15 protein-coding genes are annotated in these 14,498 nt (G+C 72.5%); 8 read left to right on the top strand and 7 right to left on the bottom strand.

Going from position 1 to position 14,498, the window contains the following annotated elements:
- Positions 1-9 precede the first annotated feature (9 nt).
- From ACQP09_RS20800 to ACQP09_RS20790, 3 genes are read left to right on the top strand one after another with little or no spacing between them, the layout of a single operon-like run.
- Positions 10-1,158 carry a lipid-transfer protein gene (locus tag ACQP09_RS20800; RefSeq protein WP_433401844.1) on the top strand — a complete coding sequence of 383 codons (1,149 nt, stop codon included), beginning with the start codon at positions 10-12 and terminating at the stop codon, positions 1,156-1,158.
- A 4-nt stretch (positions 1,159-1,162) separates the two neighbouring features.
- Positions 1,163-1,618 (top strand): Zn-ribbon domain-containing OB-fold protein, encoded by a 456-nt coding sequence (locus tag ACQP09_RS20795; RefSeq protein ID WP_433401842.1) that lies wholly within the window; start codon positions 1,163-1,165, stop codon positions 1,616-1,618.
- A 3-nt stretch (positions 1,619-1,621) separates the two neighbouring features.
- Positions 1,622-2,404, top strand: coding sequence for an enoyl-CoA hydratase/isomerase family protein (locus ACQP09_RS20790; RefSeq protein ID WP_433401840.1), 783 nt, complete (start codon positions 1,622-1,624; stop codon positions 2,402-2,404).
- 33 nt (positions 2,405-2,437) lie between these two features.
- On the opposite strand, the gene ACQP09_RS20785 is transcribed toward ACQP09_RS20790, so the two are convergent.
- Entirely contained in the window at positions 2,438-2,971 is a 534-nt protein-coding gene (locus ACQP09_RS20785) for a hypothetical protein (protein ID WP_433401839.1), read from the bottom strand.
- A 253-nt stretch (positions 2,972-3,224) separates the two neighbouring features.
- On the opposite strand from ACQP09_RS20785, the gene ACQP09_RS20780 reads away from it, so the two are divergent.
- Positions 3,225-3,878 carry a hypothetical protein gene (locus tag ACQP09_RS20780; protein ID WP_433401838.1) on the top strand — a complete coding sequence of 218 codons (654 nt, stop codon included), beginning with the start codon at positions 3,225-3,227 and terminating at the stop codon, positions 3,876-3,878.
- Positions 3,879-4,092: 214 nt separating this feature from the next.
- Here the strand turns inward: ACQP09_RS20780 and ACQP09_RS20775 are convergent, their stop codons facing one another.
- Together ACQP09_RS20775 and ACQP09_RS20770 are read right to left on the bottom strand one after the other, a co-directional pair.
- Positions 4,093-6,516 carry a serine/threonine-protein kinase gene (locus tag ACQP09_RS20775; RefSeq protein WP_433401837.1) on the bottom strand — a complete coding sequence of 808 codons (2,424 nt, stop codon included), beginning with the start codon at positions 6,514-6,516 and terminating at the stop codon, positions 4,093-4,095.
- 251 nt (positions 6,517-6,767) lie between these two features.
- Entirely contained in the window at positions 6,768-7,577 is an 810-nt protein-coding gene (locus ACQP09_RS20770) for a VOC family protein (protein WP_433401836.1), read from the bottom strand.
- A gap of 364 nt (positions 7,578-7,941) precedes the next feature.
- On the opposite strand from ACQP09_RS20770, the gene ACQP09_RS20765 reads away from it, so the two are divergent.
- A complete protein-coding gene (locus tag ACQP09_RS20765; RefSeq protein WP_356070481.1) occupies positions 7,942-8,589 on the top strand; it encodes a TetR family transcriptional regulator in 648 nt (215 codons plus the stop codon).
- 174 nt (positions 8,590-8,763) lie between these two features.
- Here the strand turns inward: ACQP09_RS20765 and ACQP09_RS20760 are convergent, their stop codons facing one another.
- Together ACQP09_RS20760 and ACQP09_RS20755 are read right to left on the bottom strand one after the other, a co-directional pair.
- The gene (locus tag ACQP09_RS20760; RefSeq protein ID WP_433401834.1) at positions 8,764-9,249 is read right to left on the bottom strand and encodes a nitroreductase family deazaflavin-dependent oxidoreductase; all 486 of its coding nucleotides are present in this window, start codon (positions 9,247-9,249) and stop codon (positions 8,764-8,766) included.
- On the bottom strand, positions 9,246-10,481 hold the full coding sequence (locus tag ACQP09_RS20755) for an acyl-CoA dehydrogenase family protein (protein WP_433401832.1): 1,236 nt from the start codon (positions 10,479-10,481) through the stop codon (positions 9,246-9,248). Before ACQP09_RS20755 ends, ACQP09_RS20760 begins: the two co-directional genes overlap by 4 nt.
- A gap of 164 nt (positions 10,482-10,645) precedes the next feature.
- On the opposite strand from ACQP09_RS20755, the gene ACQP09_RS20750 reads away from it, so the two are divergent.
- Positions 10,646-11,827 carry a thiolase C-terminal domain-containing protein gene (locus ACQP09_RS20750; RefSeq protein ID WP_433401830.1) on the top strand — a complete coding sequence of 394 codons (1,182 nt, stop codon included), beginning with the start codon at positions 10,646-10,648 and terminating at the stop codon, positions 11,825-11,827.
- 21 nt (positions 11,828-11,848) lie between these two features.
- Here ACQP09_RS20750 and ACQP09_RS20745 read toward each other — a convergent pair whose 3' ends face one another.
- Positions 11,849-12,088 (bottom strand): type II toxin-antitoxin system Phd/YefM family antitoxin, encoded by a 240-nt coding sequence (locus ACQP09_RS20745; protein ID WP_433401828.1) that lies wholly within the window; start codon positions 12,086-12,088, stop codon positions 11,849-11,851.
- 79 nt (positions 12,089-12,167) lie between these two features.
- Between ACQP09_RS20745 and ACQP09_RS20740 the strand changes: the two genes are divergently transcribed.
- Positions 12,168-12,854 (top strand): pyridoxine/pyridoxamine 5'-phosphate oxidase, encoded by a 687-nt coding sequence (locus ACQP09_RS20740; RefSeq protein ID WP_433401827.1) that lies wholly within the window; start codon positions 12,168-12,170, stop codon positions 12,852-12,854.
- Positions 12,855-12,927: 73 nt separating this feature from the next.
- On the opposite strand, the gene ACQP09_RS20735 is transcribed toward ACQP09_RS20740, so the two are convergent.
- The gene (locus tag ACQP09_RS20735) at positions 12,928-13,365 is read right to left on the bottom strand and encodes an NUDIX hydrolase (RefSeq protein WP_433401825.1); all 438 of its coding nucleotides are present in this window, start codon (positions 13,363-13,365) and stop codon (positions 12,928-12,930) included.
- A 214-nt stretch (positions 13,366-13,579) separates the two neighbouring features.
- Between ACQP09_RS20735 and htpX the strand changes: the two genes are divergently transcribed.
- On the top strand, positions 13,580-14,488 hold the full coding sequence (gene htpX / locus ACQP09_RS20730) for a zinc metalloprotease HtpX (protein WP_018510731.1): 909 nt from the start codon (positions 13,580-13,582) through the stop codon (positions 14,486-14,488).
- Positions 14,489-14,498: the final 10 nt, after the last annotated feature.

Genomic DNA, 14,498 nt, shown 5'->3' with positions numbered 1-14,498 from the left:
GGTTGGCGGATGGCGACGCTCAAGGACGCGACAGCGATAGCCGGGATCGGGCAGACGGCCTTCGCGAAACGGCTCCCGGAGTCCGAGAAGACGCTCGCCTGCCGGGCGATCCTGGCGGCCCTCGACGACGCGGGCATCGCGCCGTCGGAGGTCGACGGCTTCGCCTCGTACACGATGGAGGAGACCGACGAGGTGGAGGTCGCCAAGGCGATCGGCGCCGGGGACGTCACCTTCTTCAGCAAGGTGGGGTACGGGGGCGGTGGCTCCTGTGCCACCCTCGGCCACCTCGCCGCCGCCGTCGCCACCGGGCAGGCGACCGTCGGTGTCGCCTGGCGGTCGCGGAAGCGCGGGTCGGGCCCCCGCCCCTGGAAGAACACCGCCGTGCAGCTGCCGACCCCCGCCCAGTGGACCCGGCCCTACGGACTCCTCCGCCCCGCCGACGAGATCGGCATGCTGGCCCGGCGCTACATGCACGAGTACGGAGCCACCCGCGACCACCTCTTCAACGTGGCCCTCGCCTGCCGCAACCGGGCCAACCAGAATCCTGCCGCGATCATGTACGAGCGTCCGCTGACCCGCGAGATGTACATGACCTCCCGGTGGATCAGTGAACCCCTCTGTCTCTTCGACAACTGCCTGGAGACGGACGGGGCGTTGGCGTGTGTCATCGTCTCCGCCGAGCGCGCCCGCGATTGCCGGCAGAAGCCGGTCTATCTGCACTCGGTCGCCCAGGGGCTGCCTGCCCAGCACCACGGAATGGTCAACTACTGGAACGACGACCCGCTCACCGGACCCGCCTGGACAGCGGCCCGACAGCTGTGGAAACAGGCCGACTTCGGGCCGGACGACGTCGATGTGGCCCAGATCTACGACGCGTTCACCCCGCTCGTCCCGCTCTCCCTGGAGGGCTACGGCTTCTGCGGGCGCGGCGAGGGCGGGGCGTTCACGGAGGGCGGTGCGCTGGAGAGCGGCGGGCGGCTGCCGGTCAATACCGGCGGCGGTGGGCTGAGCGAGGCGTACATCCACGGGTTCAACCTCATCACCGAGGGCGTCAAGCAGCTGCGCGGGACGTCCACCGCCCAGGTGCCGGATGCCTCGACCTGCCTGGTCACGGCGGGCGAGGGCGTACCGACATCGGCCGTACTGCTGAGGAGCTGAGGACATGGCCGTGAACGATTCGCTGTTGCTTCCCGTCGTCGACGAGGACGGTGCGCCCTTCTGGGAGTACGCCGCCCGGAGCGAGCTGCGCGTCCAGGCCTGCGCCTCCCCCGCCTGCGGCGAACTCCGCTTCCCGCCCCGGCCGTGCTGCCCGCACTGCGGCTCCTTCGACAGCGAGTGGCGGCTGATGAGCGGGCGCGGCCGGCTCTGGTCGTACGTGATCCCGCACCCGCCGCTGCTCCCCGCCTACGCCGAACAGGCCCCGTACAACGCGGTGGTGGTGGAGCTGGTGGAGGCTCCGCGCATCCGGCTGGCCGGGAACGTCGTCGCGTCCGCCGAGGCGCCGCTGAACTCGGTGGACCCGGCGCGGCTGCGGATCGGCGCGCCGGTACGGGCGGTCTTCTGCCCGGCGGGGCCAAGTGGCGGGCCCACGCTGGTCCGTTGGCTGCTGGAGCGGTGAGCGGTGGCGCTGCGCATCGAGCGGGACCCGAAGCGCGGGGTCGCGCTCGTCTGCCTGGACCGGCCGGAAAAGCTCAACGCGATCGACCTGGAGACGGCCGGGGAACTCGCCGCGCTCTGGAAGGAGTTGCGGTACGACGAATCGGTACGGGCCGTGGTCCTCACCGGGTCCGGCACCCGCGCCTTCTGCACCGGGATCGACCGGCGGGTGGAGGTCCCGCAGCCTCCGTCCCCGTACGCCATCGATGATCCCCTGCTGCGGATCGGGCCCAAGGCGAACGACCTGTGGAAGCCGGTGGTCGCGGCGGTGGAGGGGATGGCGTGCGGCGGGGCGTTCTACCTGCTGGGCGAGGCGGAGTTCATCGTCGCCTCGCGCGAGGCGACCTTCTTCGACCCGCACACGACGTACGGGATGGTCTCGGCGTACGAGGCGATGGCGATGGCCCAGCGGATGCCGTTCGGCGAGGTCGCCCGGATGGCCCTGATGGGTACGGCGGAACGGGTCGGTGCCGCGCGGGCGTACGCGATCGGGCTGGTCAGCGAGGTGACGGAGCCGGGCGGTGCGGTGGCGGCGGCGCTGCGGGCGGCGGCGGTGATCGCCGGGTACCCGACCGACGCGGTGCAGGGCACGGTCCGGGCGGTGTGGTCGGCGAAGGAGGCCGCCCGGACGCAGGCGATGGCCCAGGCGCCCGCGCTGATCGCGCTGGGGAACCTGGGGCCGGAGCGGCAGGCAGAGCTGTTCGCGAGGCGGCGGGGCGGCGGGGGCGGGGGGCCGAGAGTGCGGTGAGTTCCTCCGGCGCCGGGCCCTGCGCACCTTCCCTCAGAGCAGCTGCGCCGTCACCTCGCACCGCTTGACCTCGGAGACCCGGCGCGGGCTCTCCATCCGTACGGTGAGGTTGCGGACGTCGCCGGCGTCCAGGGTCGTGGTGGTCTCGGCGGTGTCGACGATGTTCCCGCGCCCGTCGTAGAACGTCACGTCGACCTCGTACGCGTGACTGCGGCTGTCGCTGGACCGCAGCTCGACGACGGACGCGGTGACCGCCTTGCGCTTGCCCTTGCGAGGCTGGGCGCAGCGGATCACGCGGACGGCGGGGCCGTCGGTGGCGGTGGGTGTCGGGGTTCCGTAGGTGGAACCGGACGAGCCGGAGCCGGAGTTGTCGTCGTAGTCGTCGTCGCTGTAGTCGGTGTGGCGGTAACCGCTGTTGCTCTTCTTGGAGTTGGAGCAGCCGCCGCCCGAACTGCTGCTGCCCTTGCTCTTGCTGCCCTTGCCGCCGCTGGTGGACGTGGAGAATCCGGTGAGCGCGAGCACCACCACGACCAGGACCGCCGCGAGCTTGATCTGTCGCCGCATCATGGATGCAGCCCCCCTTGTGTCGTTCCTCGTGTGTTGCCGTGCGTTGCCGTGTGCCGTCGTTTCCCGTGCTGTTCGTCCGACAGCATGCCGGACGGGTCCGACACCTAGGTCATGACCCTGTCACGGTCGCGTCATGATCCGTGGGGCCGGGCATCCTCGGGGCGGCCGGCGGCGTCCGCGTGGCGAGGGTGATCGTCCCGGCGTAGCGTCGTGCGTGCGGGGGGTGTTCGCCGTACGCCGTTGGAGGCTGACGATGATCCGCACCATCCTCGGCTCACTCGTCGCCCTGGCCGGAGCGGCGTCGGCCGTGCTGAGCCCGTTCCGTGACTGGTACAGGGGCCGGACGGGGCGGGAGTACCGGGTGGAGGACCTGTTCGGAGGCATCACCGCCACGGAGTCGGGGGTGCTGGTGTCGATGCTGCTGCCGTTCCTGGGGGCGGCGGTGCTGGTGGTGCTGGGCGTGATGCTGCGGTCGCGGCTCGTCGTCGCGCTCGCGGGGCTGGTGGTGCTGGGCTTCACGGTCCTGTGGATGGTCCGCCAGGGACAGGCGGTGGGGTCGCTGACGGTGGGCGGGGACGGGGTGGGGGTGGGGGTGGTGAACGCGGCTGCGGGTGGCGTGCTGATGCTGATCGGGGCGGTGCTGATGAAGGGGCGCAGGCGGCGGGAGCGGGAGCGGGTGCCGGTGGAGCCGTATGCCGCGCCGGCGGCGGATCAGGTGGACATGTGGCCGCCCACGCAGGAGCCGGGGATGTCGACGAACACGTCGCCTTGGCCGGAGCCGGAGGTGGATCCCTACACGGGGCCTGATCCCCATGACCCCCGTACGCGGTCGTATCCGCAGGCCCCGCCGGGGCCCGGGGACCCCCGGGATCCGGTGCATCCGCCTCGGCGGCCGCCGGAGGGGTGACGGTGCCCTGTGCCGGGGGTTCCGTCCTCAAACGCCGGACGGGCTGGGATGTCCGGGGCGCCGGCCCCCGTCCGAGCCGACCGGTCACCCCGTCAACGGTTCCGTCCTCAATCGCCGGACGGGCTTGATATGTCCGCCGGTCAAAATCAAGCCCGTCCGGCGATTGAGGACGCCTCTCAAGCCCGTCCGGCGTTTGAGGACGGAACCGGGGAGCTCAGGTGCGGGCCCTGTTCCCCGTGCCGGTGCCCTTCAGCGCGTCCAGCGCGTACACGCAGCGGTCCTTGCTGCACGCGTACACCACGCCCGCCTGGGCCACGGGCGAGCCCGTGATCTCGCCGCCCGTCGCCAGCTTCCAGCGGAGCTGGCCGCCCGCCGCGTCCAGCGTGTACAGCACGTGGTCCGCCGAGCCGAAGTGGACCCGGCCGTCCGCCACGACCGGCGAGCCCACCACGTCGCCGCCCGCGGCGAAGCGCCACTTCGGGGTGCCGGTGACCGCGTCCAGGGTGTAGAGCGCGCTGCCGCTGCCCACGTGGACGTTGCCGACCGCGACGAGCACCGGTTCGAGCGAGGCGCGGGCCTCCGTGGCGATGCGCCAGCGGTCCTTGCCGGTGGTCGCGTCGAGCGCGTACACCGTGCCGAGGTAGTCCGCGAGGTAGACCCCGCCCCCGGTCACCGCCGGTCCCGGCGCGAAGGCGGGCGGTGAGAGGAAGACCGCCGGCGACTCGAAGTGCCACCGCACCCGGCCGGAGGAGACGTCCACGGCCAGCACCCGGGTGCCCGCCGCGATGTAGACGTAGCCGTCGGGCGCCGGCGTCACCCGGACCGGGACGCCGCCGCAGGAGGCCGCATCGCCGATCGGGTACGACCAGCGCTCCAGGCCCGTACGGGCGTCGAGCGCGCGGAGCCGGGCGTCCTGCCAGACGTAGACCGTGCCGTCGTGGATGACCGGCGCCGCCTCCGCCGTCTCGAAGTCGGTCTGGGCTCCGGTGATCTCCCACAGCTTGTCGCCGTTGGACGCCTCCCACCCCTGCACCCCGCCGCCCCGGGTCGCGGTCAGCACCGTGCCCCGGTCGGCCTTGAGCGCGTACACCCAGGCGTCGGTCCGGAGGCGCCACTGCTCGGCGCCGGACGCCGCGTCCAGCGCGTACAGGGACGGGCCGTCCGAGGCGTGGATGCGGCCGCCCTCGACGGCCATCGCCCACGCCACGTCCCGGGTCTTGAACTGGCGGCGTCCGTTGCCGACGTCCAGCGCGTGGATCTCGAAGGACGTCACGTACAGCAGGTCACCGGAGACGACCGGCGTCCCCCACACGTCGTTGGACATGCGGAAGCGCCACGGTCGCCACCGGTCCGGCGCGGCGGGCGAGGCGTCCGGGGCAGGTCCCGGAGCCGGTACGGGGGCGGTGGGCGCCGTGGACGGACCGGCGGCCGAGCCGTTCAGTCCCGCGGGCGGGCGGACCCAGCCCGTCGCGGCGGCCGGATGCGCGGCGGCGGGGCCCCGGACCTCTCCCAGCTTCGGCCCAGGACCGATCGGCGCCTTGGCCCCGGGCAGGTGGACGGGCCCGCTGTCGGGTGCCGGGGGCGAGGAGGAGAGCGGGGACGGCGAGCGCAGGTCGTTCCCGCCGCGCCACTCGGGTCCACGACCGGGGCCACGATCGGGGACGCGGTCCGGCGCACGCTCCGGGGCGCGTGGCGGCTGCGGAGGGCGCGGCGGAGGCGCGGAAGGCGCGGGCGGAGCGGTGCGGCCGCCGCCGCGGCGCCGTTCGATCATGGCCGTCGCCGGGGTCGGCAGCCAGGCCGACGCCGTACCGCTGTCGTCGCTGCCGGAGGCGAAGAGGTGCGGGGCGAGCTGGGCCTGGAGGTCGGCGGGGCTGGGCCGGCGGGTGGCGTCCGTCTGCATGCAGGAGTCGATGAGCGGCCGCAGGTCGTCCGGCAGTCCTTCCAGGTCGGGCCCCTCGCGCAGCAGCATGAACACCGTCTCGACCGGGTTGGCCCCGTGGTACGGGGCGTGGCCGGTGGCGGCGAAGACGAGGGTGGAGCCGAGCGAGAAGATGTCGCTGGCGCCGGTGACGCTGCGCGAGTCGCGGGCCTGCTCGGGCGACATGTACGCGGGCGTGCCGACGGCGACGTTCGTCATGGTCAGGCGGGTGTTGGAGACGCCCGACGCGATGCCGAAGTCGATGACGCGGGGGCCGTCCTCGACGACGAGCACGTTGGACGGCTTCAGGTCGCGGTGGACCAGCCCGGCGCCGTGGATGGACTGGAGGGCCTCGGCGATCCCGGCGGCCAGCCACCGTACGGCCTGGGTCGGCATCGGGCCGCACTCGTTGACGATCTCCTCGAGCGAGGGCGCGGGTACATAGGCGGTGGCCAGCCACGGCACGGCGGCCCGGGGGTCGGCGTCGACCACGGCGGCGGTGTAGAAGCCGCTGACCGCGCGGGCCGCCTCGACCTCGCGCGTGAAGCGGACCCGGAAGAGCTGGTCCTCGGCGAGCTCGGTCCGCACCGTCTTGATCGCCACCCGCCGGCCCGACGCCGAGCGGGCGAGATAGACCAGCCCCATGCCGCCGGCCCCGAGCCGTCCCAGCACCTCGAACGGGCCGATCCGTCTCGGGTCGTGCTGCGTCAGCTGCTCCATCACGTGCCTGCCACCTCCCCGTACGGACCTCAGGAACGAAGCCCGCGAATTACCCGCCCGTTACCGCCCGGTGCGATTTCCGGCCTGCGCAGCGTCTCACCGCTGGGCACCACCTGGCGGTGCGCACCCTGATTCTTCCTGGCTCGGGCGCTGGTTGCGAACCCGGGGGCGGATGTGGGTGTCTCATGTCACTTCGGCCGATTCTCGCCCACATGGGGTACGTGCGTGGAGTCTTCGCGGAGTCTTCGGGGTCAGGGAAGCAGTTCGCTCGGCTGGAGCACCGCGAAGAGCGCTCCCTGGTCGTCGTGGAGGACCGCCATCCGCCCGTACGGGATGTCGAAGGGCGGCGCGGAGACCCGGCCGCCGAGCTGTACGGCGAGTTCGGCGGCCGCGTCGCAGTCGGCGACGGTGAAGTAGGTGAGGAAGTAGCTGGGCATCTCGGCCGGGAACGCGTCCGTGATGACGCTGCGGCCGCCGACGGCGGTGTCCGGGCCGGGTTCGCTGCCTTCGGGCGACCACATCCGGAAGTCGACCAGCGCCTCGGAGTCGCCGGAGACGTCGTTGCCCGCCTCGTCCAGGTCGGTGCCGTGGAAGCCGAAGACCTTCTCGTAGAAGGCGTCCACCGTCTCCGGCTGCCGGGTGTGGACCTCGGTCCAGCAGAAGGAACCGGGCTCGTTCTGCTTCTCGAACCCTTCGCGCTCCTCCGGCTGCCAGAGCCCGAAGACCGCGCCGCCGGGGTCGGCCGCCTGCGCCACGATCCCGGCGAGGCCCGCCCGTACCGGGTCGGTGATGATCTGGCCGCCGTGTTCGCGGATGGCGGCGACGGTGGCCCGGATGTCGTCGGTGGCGAAGTAGACGCCCCAGGCCGTCGGCATCCGCCCGTCCTTCTTGGCGGCGAGCGCGGCGACGAGCCTGCCGCCGCTCAGGGCGTCCGCGAAGGGCATCCCGTCGCCCGCGCGGAAGGTCCAGCCGAAGAGGCCGCCGTAGAAGCGCTTGCCCGCTTCGAGGTCGGAGAGCTGCACGTCCGCCCAGCACGGCGCCGAGTGCGCGAATGCGGCCATGGGGCCTGGTCCTTCCGTCGCAGTTCCCTTGCGGTGCCGTCGCAGTGACGCCCGTCACAGTCAACGTAACGTCGCGGCCGGTCGGGCGCGCCCCGAACGACGACCGAAGCACCCCATAGAGAACATTTGATCGGATAGTGAAGGCGCGGTCGCCAGGTGGACGCAGGTTGTCCACCGAAGTTGTCCACAGGCTGTTGATAACACAATCGCCCGGCGGTACCGGTGCGCCCCAGGGCCTCCGGCGCAACGGCCGAAAACAGGCGCCGCACCCGCTCCGCACCCCCCGCACCCCGGCGTTCCTGCGGCGTTCCCCATTTGCAGTCGGCCGAATAGCGCTCCCATCGCCCCTCGGTAAGCTGACGGCATGACAGGACAAGTACGTACCGTCGACGGCCGCGTGGCCGGTCGACGCGGTCAGGCGACGCGGCAGAAGCTGCTCGACTGCCTCAGCGAGATGCTCAGCTCCTCGCCGTACCGGGACGTCAAAGTCATCGACGTCGCCCGGAAGGCCGGGACTTCACCCGCGACTTTCTACCAGTACTTCCCCGATGTGGAGGGCGCCGTCCTCGAAATCGCCGAGGAGGTCGCCAAGGAGGGCGCCGGACTGACCGAACTGGTCGCCGGACGCCCGTGGGTCGGCAAGGCCGGCTGGCAGACGGCCGAGGAACTCGTCGAAGGGTTCCTCGACTTCTGGCGCCGCAACGACGCGATCCTCCGCGTGATCGACCTCGGCGCGGCCGAAGGGGACAAGCGGTTCTACAAGATCCGCATGAAGATCCTGAACTCGGTCACCAACTCCCTCACCGATTCGGTGAAGGAGCTCCAGGCCAAGGGCAAGGTCGACAAGGACGTCAGCGCCGCGGCGATGGCGGGCTCGTTGGTCGCGATGCTGGCCGCGGTCGCCTCGCACCAGAAGGGGTTCACCACCTGGGGCGTGAAGCAGGCCGAACTGCGCCCGAACCTGGCGCTGTTGGTGCACCTGGGCATCACCGGCAAGAAGCCCACCAAGTAGCACACCGAGTAGCCCGTCGGTACGCCTCACCGGTACGCCTCACCCGTACGCCCTGTCGGCACGTCCCGCCGGCACGTCCTGTCTCACCGACGGCGGACCACCCCGCACTCTGCCGGTGGTCCGCCGTCGGTGTTCCCGGACACCCACGGCGGAACGGACCCGGTGAACGGCGAACTACCGCCGCTCCAGCCGGAAGAGCCGGATCTCCCGCTCCACCCGCGCCTGGTACGCCGCGTACGGCGGCCAGAACCTCAGCGCCACCCGCCACACCTCCTCCCGCTCCGCCCCTTCCAGCAGCCGCGCGCGCACCGGGATGGACCGGCCGCGCCAGCTGATGACGGCCTCGTCCGGGCGGGCCAGCAGATTCGCGGTCCAGGCCGGATGGCCGGTCCGGCCGAAATTGCTGCCGACGAGGATCCAGGTGCTCTCGGACTCCCCCTCCGGCATGCAGGCCAGCGGGGTCACCCGGAGCCGCCCGCTGCGCGCCCCCGGCACCGTCAGGACGAGCCCCGGCAGCATCCGGGCGCTGGGCAGCACCCTGCCCCGGGTGAGCCGGTGGACGGTGCGGTCCATGACGGGGACGACGTGCGGGGCGATGCGGGCGAAGGCGCGGGTCGAGGACACCTTCTGGATCAGCCGGGCGCCACGGGTGCCGGTCATCGGACGGTCACCCCGTGCGCGAAACCGTCCGGCGTGACGTCCCCGAACAGCCCGGCCCGCCCCGCCGCATGGTCACGCAGCCGGTGTACGGGCCCGAAGAGCAGCTCGTCGCCCGCCGCCCGCTTCACGTACAGATGCGCCTCGTGCTCCCAGGTGAAGCCGATACCGCCGTGCAGCTGTACGGCCTCACCGGCCACGATCCGGGCCGCCTCCAGCGCCTGGGCCAGCGCCAGCGGGCCCGCCGCCGGGTCCCGGGCGGCGTGGTACGCGGCGGAGCGGGCCGCCTCCACCCGTACGTACAGGTCGGCGAGGCGGTGTTTGACCGCCTGGAACGACCCGATCGCCCGGCCGAACTGCTCGCGCTCCTTCACGTACGCCACGGTCCGCTCCAGCGCGCCCGCCGCCGCGCCGACCGCCTCTGCGGCGAGCACGGCGGCGGCGGTCCGCCCGGTGGCGGCGAGCGCGCCGCAGACGTCCGTCCCCGCGTCCCCGCCCAGGAGTTCGGCCGGGGTGTCGCGCAGCTCGACGCGGGCGAGGGGCCGGGTCTCGTCCATCGCGGTCAGCCGGGTGCGGGTGAGCCCTTCGGCCCCGCCTGACACCTCGGCCGGGGGGCCTGACACCTCGGCCGGGGCGAGGAAGAGGAGCGTCCGGCTCCGTGGATAGCCGCCGGTGTGGGCGGCGACGAGGAGGAGCCCGGCGCTGTGCCCGTCGAGGACCCGTTCGGCCTCACCGTAGAGCCGCCAGCCGCCGTCGCCGAAGCGGGCCTGGACGCCACCGGCCCGTCCGCCGCCCGCCCAGTCGCCGGCACGGTTGTCGGCGGTGAGGCCGAGAGCGGTGGCCATCGACCCGCCGGGGACGGCGAGTGCGGCGGTGAGGGTCCCGGCGGCGATCCGGGGCAGCAGGCCGGCGCGCTGCGCCGGGGTGCCGAGGGCGGCGATCAGGGGCGCGGCGAGTACGGCGGTGGCGAGGAGCGGTGAGGGCAGCAGGGCTCGGCCGGTCTCCTCGCAGGCGAGGGCCAGCTCGGTGGCGGTGCAGCCGGCCCCGCCGTACTCCTCCGGCAGCGCGAGCCCCGGCAGCCCGAGCTCCTGGGCGAGCCGGCGCCACAGGGACGGGTCGTGGCCCTCGGCGGTGCGTACGGCGGCGCGGACCTCGCCGGGTCCGCTGTGCCGGGCGAGCAGGTCGCGCAGAGTGCGGCGGATCTCGTCCTGTTCCGCAGTGAAGGCGGCGTCCATCGTCGGGCTCCTCCCTTCAGGAACCGGAGCGGCTCCTGACCTGACGACCCGTCATGTTAGGTGCAGAGCAAGCCGATTCCCAGAGTCCCGCACACACGAGGGCGCACGGAACCCGCGCGTACGACCCGGTTGCGAGCACCCCCATCTGATGTACCGTCAGATTTATGCCTGCCTCCTCGTCCCGCCTCCCCCACAAGGTCGCCGTCGTCGGCATCGCGCTCGCGGAGTGCGGACGCGTCGACGACACCACGCCGTACGCCCTGCACGCCCAGGCGGCCCGGCGCGCGCTGGCCGATTCCGGCCTGGACCGCTCGGTGGTGGACGGCTTCGCCTCCGCCGGGCTCGGGACGCTGGCGCCGGTGGAGGTCGCGGAGTATCTGGGGCTGCGGCCGACCTGGGTCGACTCCACGGCGGTGGGCGGCGCGACCTGGGAGGTGATGGCGGCCCACGCGGCGGACGCGATCGCGGCGGGCCGGGCGAAGGCGGTGCTGCTGGTCTACGGGTCGACGGCCCGGGCCGACATCAAGGCGGGCCGGCGCACGTCGAACCTGTCGTTCGGTGCGCGCGGGCCGTTGCAGTTCGAGGTGCCGTACGGACACACGCTGATCGCCAAGTACGCGATGGCCGCCCGCCGCCACATGCACGCGTACGGCACGACGCTGGAGCAGCTCGCCGAGGTGGCGGTGACAGCCCGCGCGAACGCGGCGGCGAACCCGGAGGCGATGTTCCGGGACCCGATCACGGTGGACGATGTCCTCTCCGGCCCGATGATCGCGGACCCGTTCACCAAGCTGCACTGCTGCATCCGCAGCGACGGCGGCTGCGCGGTGCTGCTGGCGGCGGAGGAGTACGTACCGGACACGGCGAAGGCGCCGGTGTGGATCCTGGGCACCGGAGAGTCCACCTCCCACTCCACCATGTCGGAGTGGGAGGACTTCACGGTCTCCCCGGCCGCCGTCTCGGGCCGTCTGGCCTTCGAGCGGGCCGGAGTGCGCCCGGCCGACATCGACCTGGCGGAGATCTACGACGCGTTCACCTACATGACGCTGGTGACGCTGGAGGACCTGGGCTTCTGCGCGAAGGGCGAGGGCGGCGCGTTCGTGGAGAAGGGCCGCACGGGCCTGCGCGGCGAGCTGCCGGTGAACACGGACGGCGGCGGCCTCTCCGCCTGCCATCCGGGGATGCGCGGCCTGTTCCTGCTGGTGGAGGCGGTACGCCAACTGCGCGGCGAGGCCGGGACCCACCAGGTCCACAAGGCCGGAGGCCGCCTGCCGGAGCTGGCGGTGGCGTCGGGGACGGGCGGCTGGTTCTGCTCGTCGGGGACGGTGGTGCTGGGGCGGGGGTGAGCCTCACGAGCCGGGGCCCATTCAGTCCTCCGGCCCGAAGAACTCATCAGCCTCATGACGCAGCAGGGCTCCGTCCACCCGGGGCAGTCGCCCGTGCCGGGTCACCAGCTCCTCGGCGCTCAACTGCCTCCGATGACGGAGGGGACGCAGCTCCGCGACCTCGATGCCCTTGCGCGAGATCCGGAAGGACTCGCCACCTGTCACCGCGTCCATGACTTCGGCGGACCTGTTGCGAAACGCATGCTCCGTGATGCTCTTCACCCACCCAACGTAACCGCGCAATGCGCGGCTGCGGGTGCCTAGCTGGCCCCCCGCAGCCGCGAGCAGGTGGAATGACCCCATGAGCGAAGCCGCCGCACCCACCCCGCGCCCCTTCACCGACCTCCTGCACGCCCAGCGCGTCTGGGACACCGAGCTGCCGGGCTTCGACCCGGCGACCGCCCCGCCTGCGCCCCTCCCCCTCTTCCACGCCTGGTTCGCCGACGCGGCGGCCGCCGGGCAGCCCGAGCCGCACGCCATGACCCTGGCCACGGCGGACGCCGACGGCCTCCCCGACGTACGCACCCTGCTCCTCCACGGCGCCGACGAGCGCGGCTTCCACTTCGCGAGCCACGCCACCAGCGCCAAGGGCCACCAGCTCGCCGCCCGCCCGTACGCCGCGCTCGGCTTCTACTGGCCGGCTCTGGGCCGCCAGGTACGGGTCCGGGGCCCCGTCCTCCGCTGCACCCCGGCCGAGAGCCGCGCCGACCTGCACGCCCGGTCCACCGGAGCCCTCGCCGCCGCGCTGACCGGCGCACAGAGCGAGGTCGTGGAGTCCGTGGACACCCTCCACCGGACGGCCGACGCGGCCTGGGAGCGGGCCCAGGCCGAACCGGACGCCGAGGCTCCGACCTGGACCCGGTACGTCGTCGAGCCGGCCGAGGCAGAGTTCTTCCAGGGCGACGCCCGGCGGCGGCACGTCCGGCTCCGCTACCGCCGTACGGAGGCGGGCACCGGGATCTGGACGCGCGAGCTGCTCTGGCCTTGAGGAACCTCCGTGTCAGATCGTGGGAGGGTCGACCGGAGCCGCCCGCACGCGGCCCCGGTCGGCCGTTCTGGTCCTACGCGCCGGCCAGGACCTTCCGTACACCGTCGGTGACACCCGGCAGATCACCGGTCGGGGCCGCCCACTGATGCAGGTCGTGTTCGGTCAGGACGACCGGCCCGGTCTCGGCGACGGTGACGGCGAAGTTGAACTGGCGTGTGGTGGTACCGCGACTGTTCTCGTAGTCGAAGTGCCCGAGGTAACGGTCCACGGAGGAGACGGTCAAGCCGGTCTCCTCCCGTGTCTCCCGCCGGGCCGCGTCCAGGATGCTCTCCCCGGCGTCCACGTGCCCGGAGGGGATTTCCCACAGGCCGCCCATGAAGTCGTCCGGTTTGCGGCGGACCAGGAGGACGCGGTCGGCGTCGGTGACGACGGCCGCGGCCACGAAGGTGGTGATGCCCTCGGCTTCGGCCTCCTCTGTCAGGGTTCGGGCGAGGTCGGAGGAGACGGTCACAGGAGCTCCTTGTGGTGTTCGCTGACCTTCCTGGCCGCGCTGACGTACTGGCCGGCCAGTTTCAGATCCTGTTCACGGTGCCAGACGGGCAGCTTGATCGTGTGCGTGTGAGCCTTCTCGGCGATGGGGAAGTCGCCTCCCTCGCCGTCCCCCTTAACCCGGTTTCAACAGGAAGAGGGCACTATGGGAGGAAGGCGAGTCGCTGGAGGTACCGATGCCACGAGCCCGTTCCCGTTACGCCCCGGACCGGGGTCTGACCGGTCGCATGGTCACCACCATGTTCCTGATCGGGCTGCTGTACGTCGTCTTCGTGGGCGTGCTCCTCGCGGCCCTGCGCGGTTCCTGGCCGATCATCCTGATCATCACGGGCGGCCTGTTCATCGCGCAGTTCTGGTTCAGCGACCGCATCGCGGCGTACGGCATGGGCGCCCGCGAGGTCACCCCCGAACAGGCCCCCGAGCTGCACGGCACCATCGACCGTATCTGCGCGCTGGCGGACATGCCGAAGCCCAAGGTGGCCATCGCCGAGAGTGACGTACCGAACGCGTTCGCCACCGGCCGCAGCGAGAAGACCGCCCTGGTCTGCGCGACCACGGGCCTGCTGCGCAGACTGGAACCGGAGGAGTTGGAGGGCGTCCTCGCGCACGAGATGTCGCACGTGGCGCACCGGGACGTCGCCGTCATGACGATCGCCTCGTTCCTCGGTGTGCTGGCCGGCATCATCACCCGCATCGCGCTCTGGGGCGGCTTCGCGCGCAGCCGGCCCGGCAACGACCCGGCGGGCATCCTGCTCCTGCTCATCCCGCTGATCAGCGCCGTCGTGTACGCGATCAGCTTCCTGCTCACCCGGCTGCTCTCCCGCTACCGCGAGCTCTCCGCCGACCGCGCCGCCGCCCTCCTCACCGGCCGGCCCTCCGCTCTCGCCTCGGCCCTGACCAAGGTCAGCGGACAGATGGCCCGCATCCCGACCGAGGACCTGCGCAAGGCGGAGCCGTACAACGCGTTCTACTTCATGCCCGCGTTCTCCGCGAAGGAGTCCCTGGGCCGGCTGTTCTCCTCGCACCCGACGCTGGAACAGCGCCTGGACCAGCTGTCCCGCATCTCCACCGACCTGTCCCGATAAGGAGCCGTTC

Origin of the sequence: Streptomyces sp. CA-146814 (genome assembly GCF_050942385.1) — a bacterium.
In the GTDB taxonomy this organism is placed as follows: domain Bacteria; phylum Actinomycetota; class Actinomycetes; order Streptomycetales; family Streptomycetaceae; genus Streptomyces.
Note: the sequence above shows the minus strand (reverse complement) of the source record. Positions and strands in the feature narration are given on the sequence as shown.

Excerpts from the sequence above, each read along its gene's own strand:
- ACQP09_RS20755 (WP_433401832.1), bottom strand. The coding sequence starts at position 10,481 with ATGGACGCCGCCTTCACTGCGGAACAGGACGAGATCCGCCGCACTCTG.
- ACQP09_RS20750 (WP_433401830.1), top strand. The coding sequence starts at position 10,646 with ATGCCTGCCTCCTCGTCCCGCCTCCCCCACAAGGTCGCCGTCGTCGGC.
- ACQP09_RS20760 (WP_433401834.1), bottom strand. The coding sequence starts at position 9,249 with ATGACCGGCACCCGTGGCGCCCGGCTGATCCAGAAGGTGTCCTCGACC.
- ACQP09_RS20740 (WP_433401827.1), top strand. The coding sequence starts at position 12,168 with ATGAGCGAAGCCGCCGCACCCACCCCGCGCCCCTTCACCGACCTCCTG.
- ACQP09_RS20800 (WP_433401844.1), top strand. The coding sequence starts at position 10 with ATGGCGACGCTCAAGGACGCGACAGCGATAGCCGGGATCGGGCAGACG.
- ACQP09_RS20770 (WP_433401836.1), bottom strand. The coding sequence starts at position 7,577 with ATGGCCGCATTCGCGCACTCGGCGCCGTGCTGGGCGGACGTGCAGCTC.
- ACQP09_RS20795 (WP_433401842.1), top strand. The coding sequence starts at position 1,163 with ATGGCCGTGAACGATTCGCTGTTGCTTCCCGTCGTCGACGAGGACGGT.
- ACQP09_RS20775 (WP_433401837.1), bottom strand. The coding sequence starts at position 6,516 with ATGGAGCAGCTGACGCAGCACGACCCGAGACGGATCGGCCCGTTCGAG.
- htpX (WP_018510731.1), top strand. The coding sequence starts at position 13,580 with ATGCCACGAGCCCGTTCCCGTTACGCCCCGGACCGGGGTCTGACCGGT.
- ACQP09_RS20780 (WP_433401838.1), top strand. The coding sequence starts at position 3,225 with ATGATCCGCACCATCCTCGGCTCACTCGTCGCCCTGGCCGGAGCGGCG.
- ACQP09_RS20785 (WP_433401839.1), bottom strand. The coding sequence starts at position 2,971 with ATGATGCGGCGACAGATCAAGCTCGCGGCGGTCCTGGTCGTGGTGGTG.
- ACQP09_RS20765 (WP_356070481.1), top strand. The coding sequence starts at position 7,942 with ATGACAGGACAAGTACGTACCGTCGACGGCCGCGTGGCCGGTCGACGC.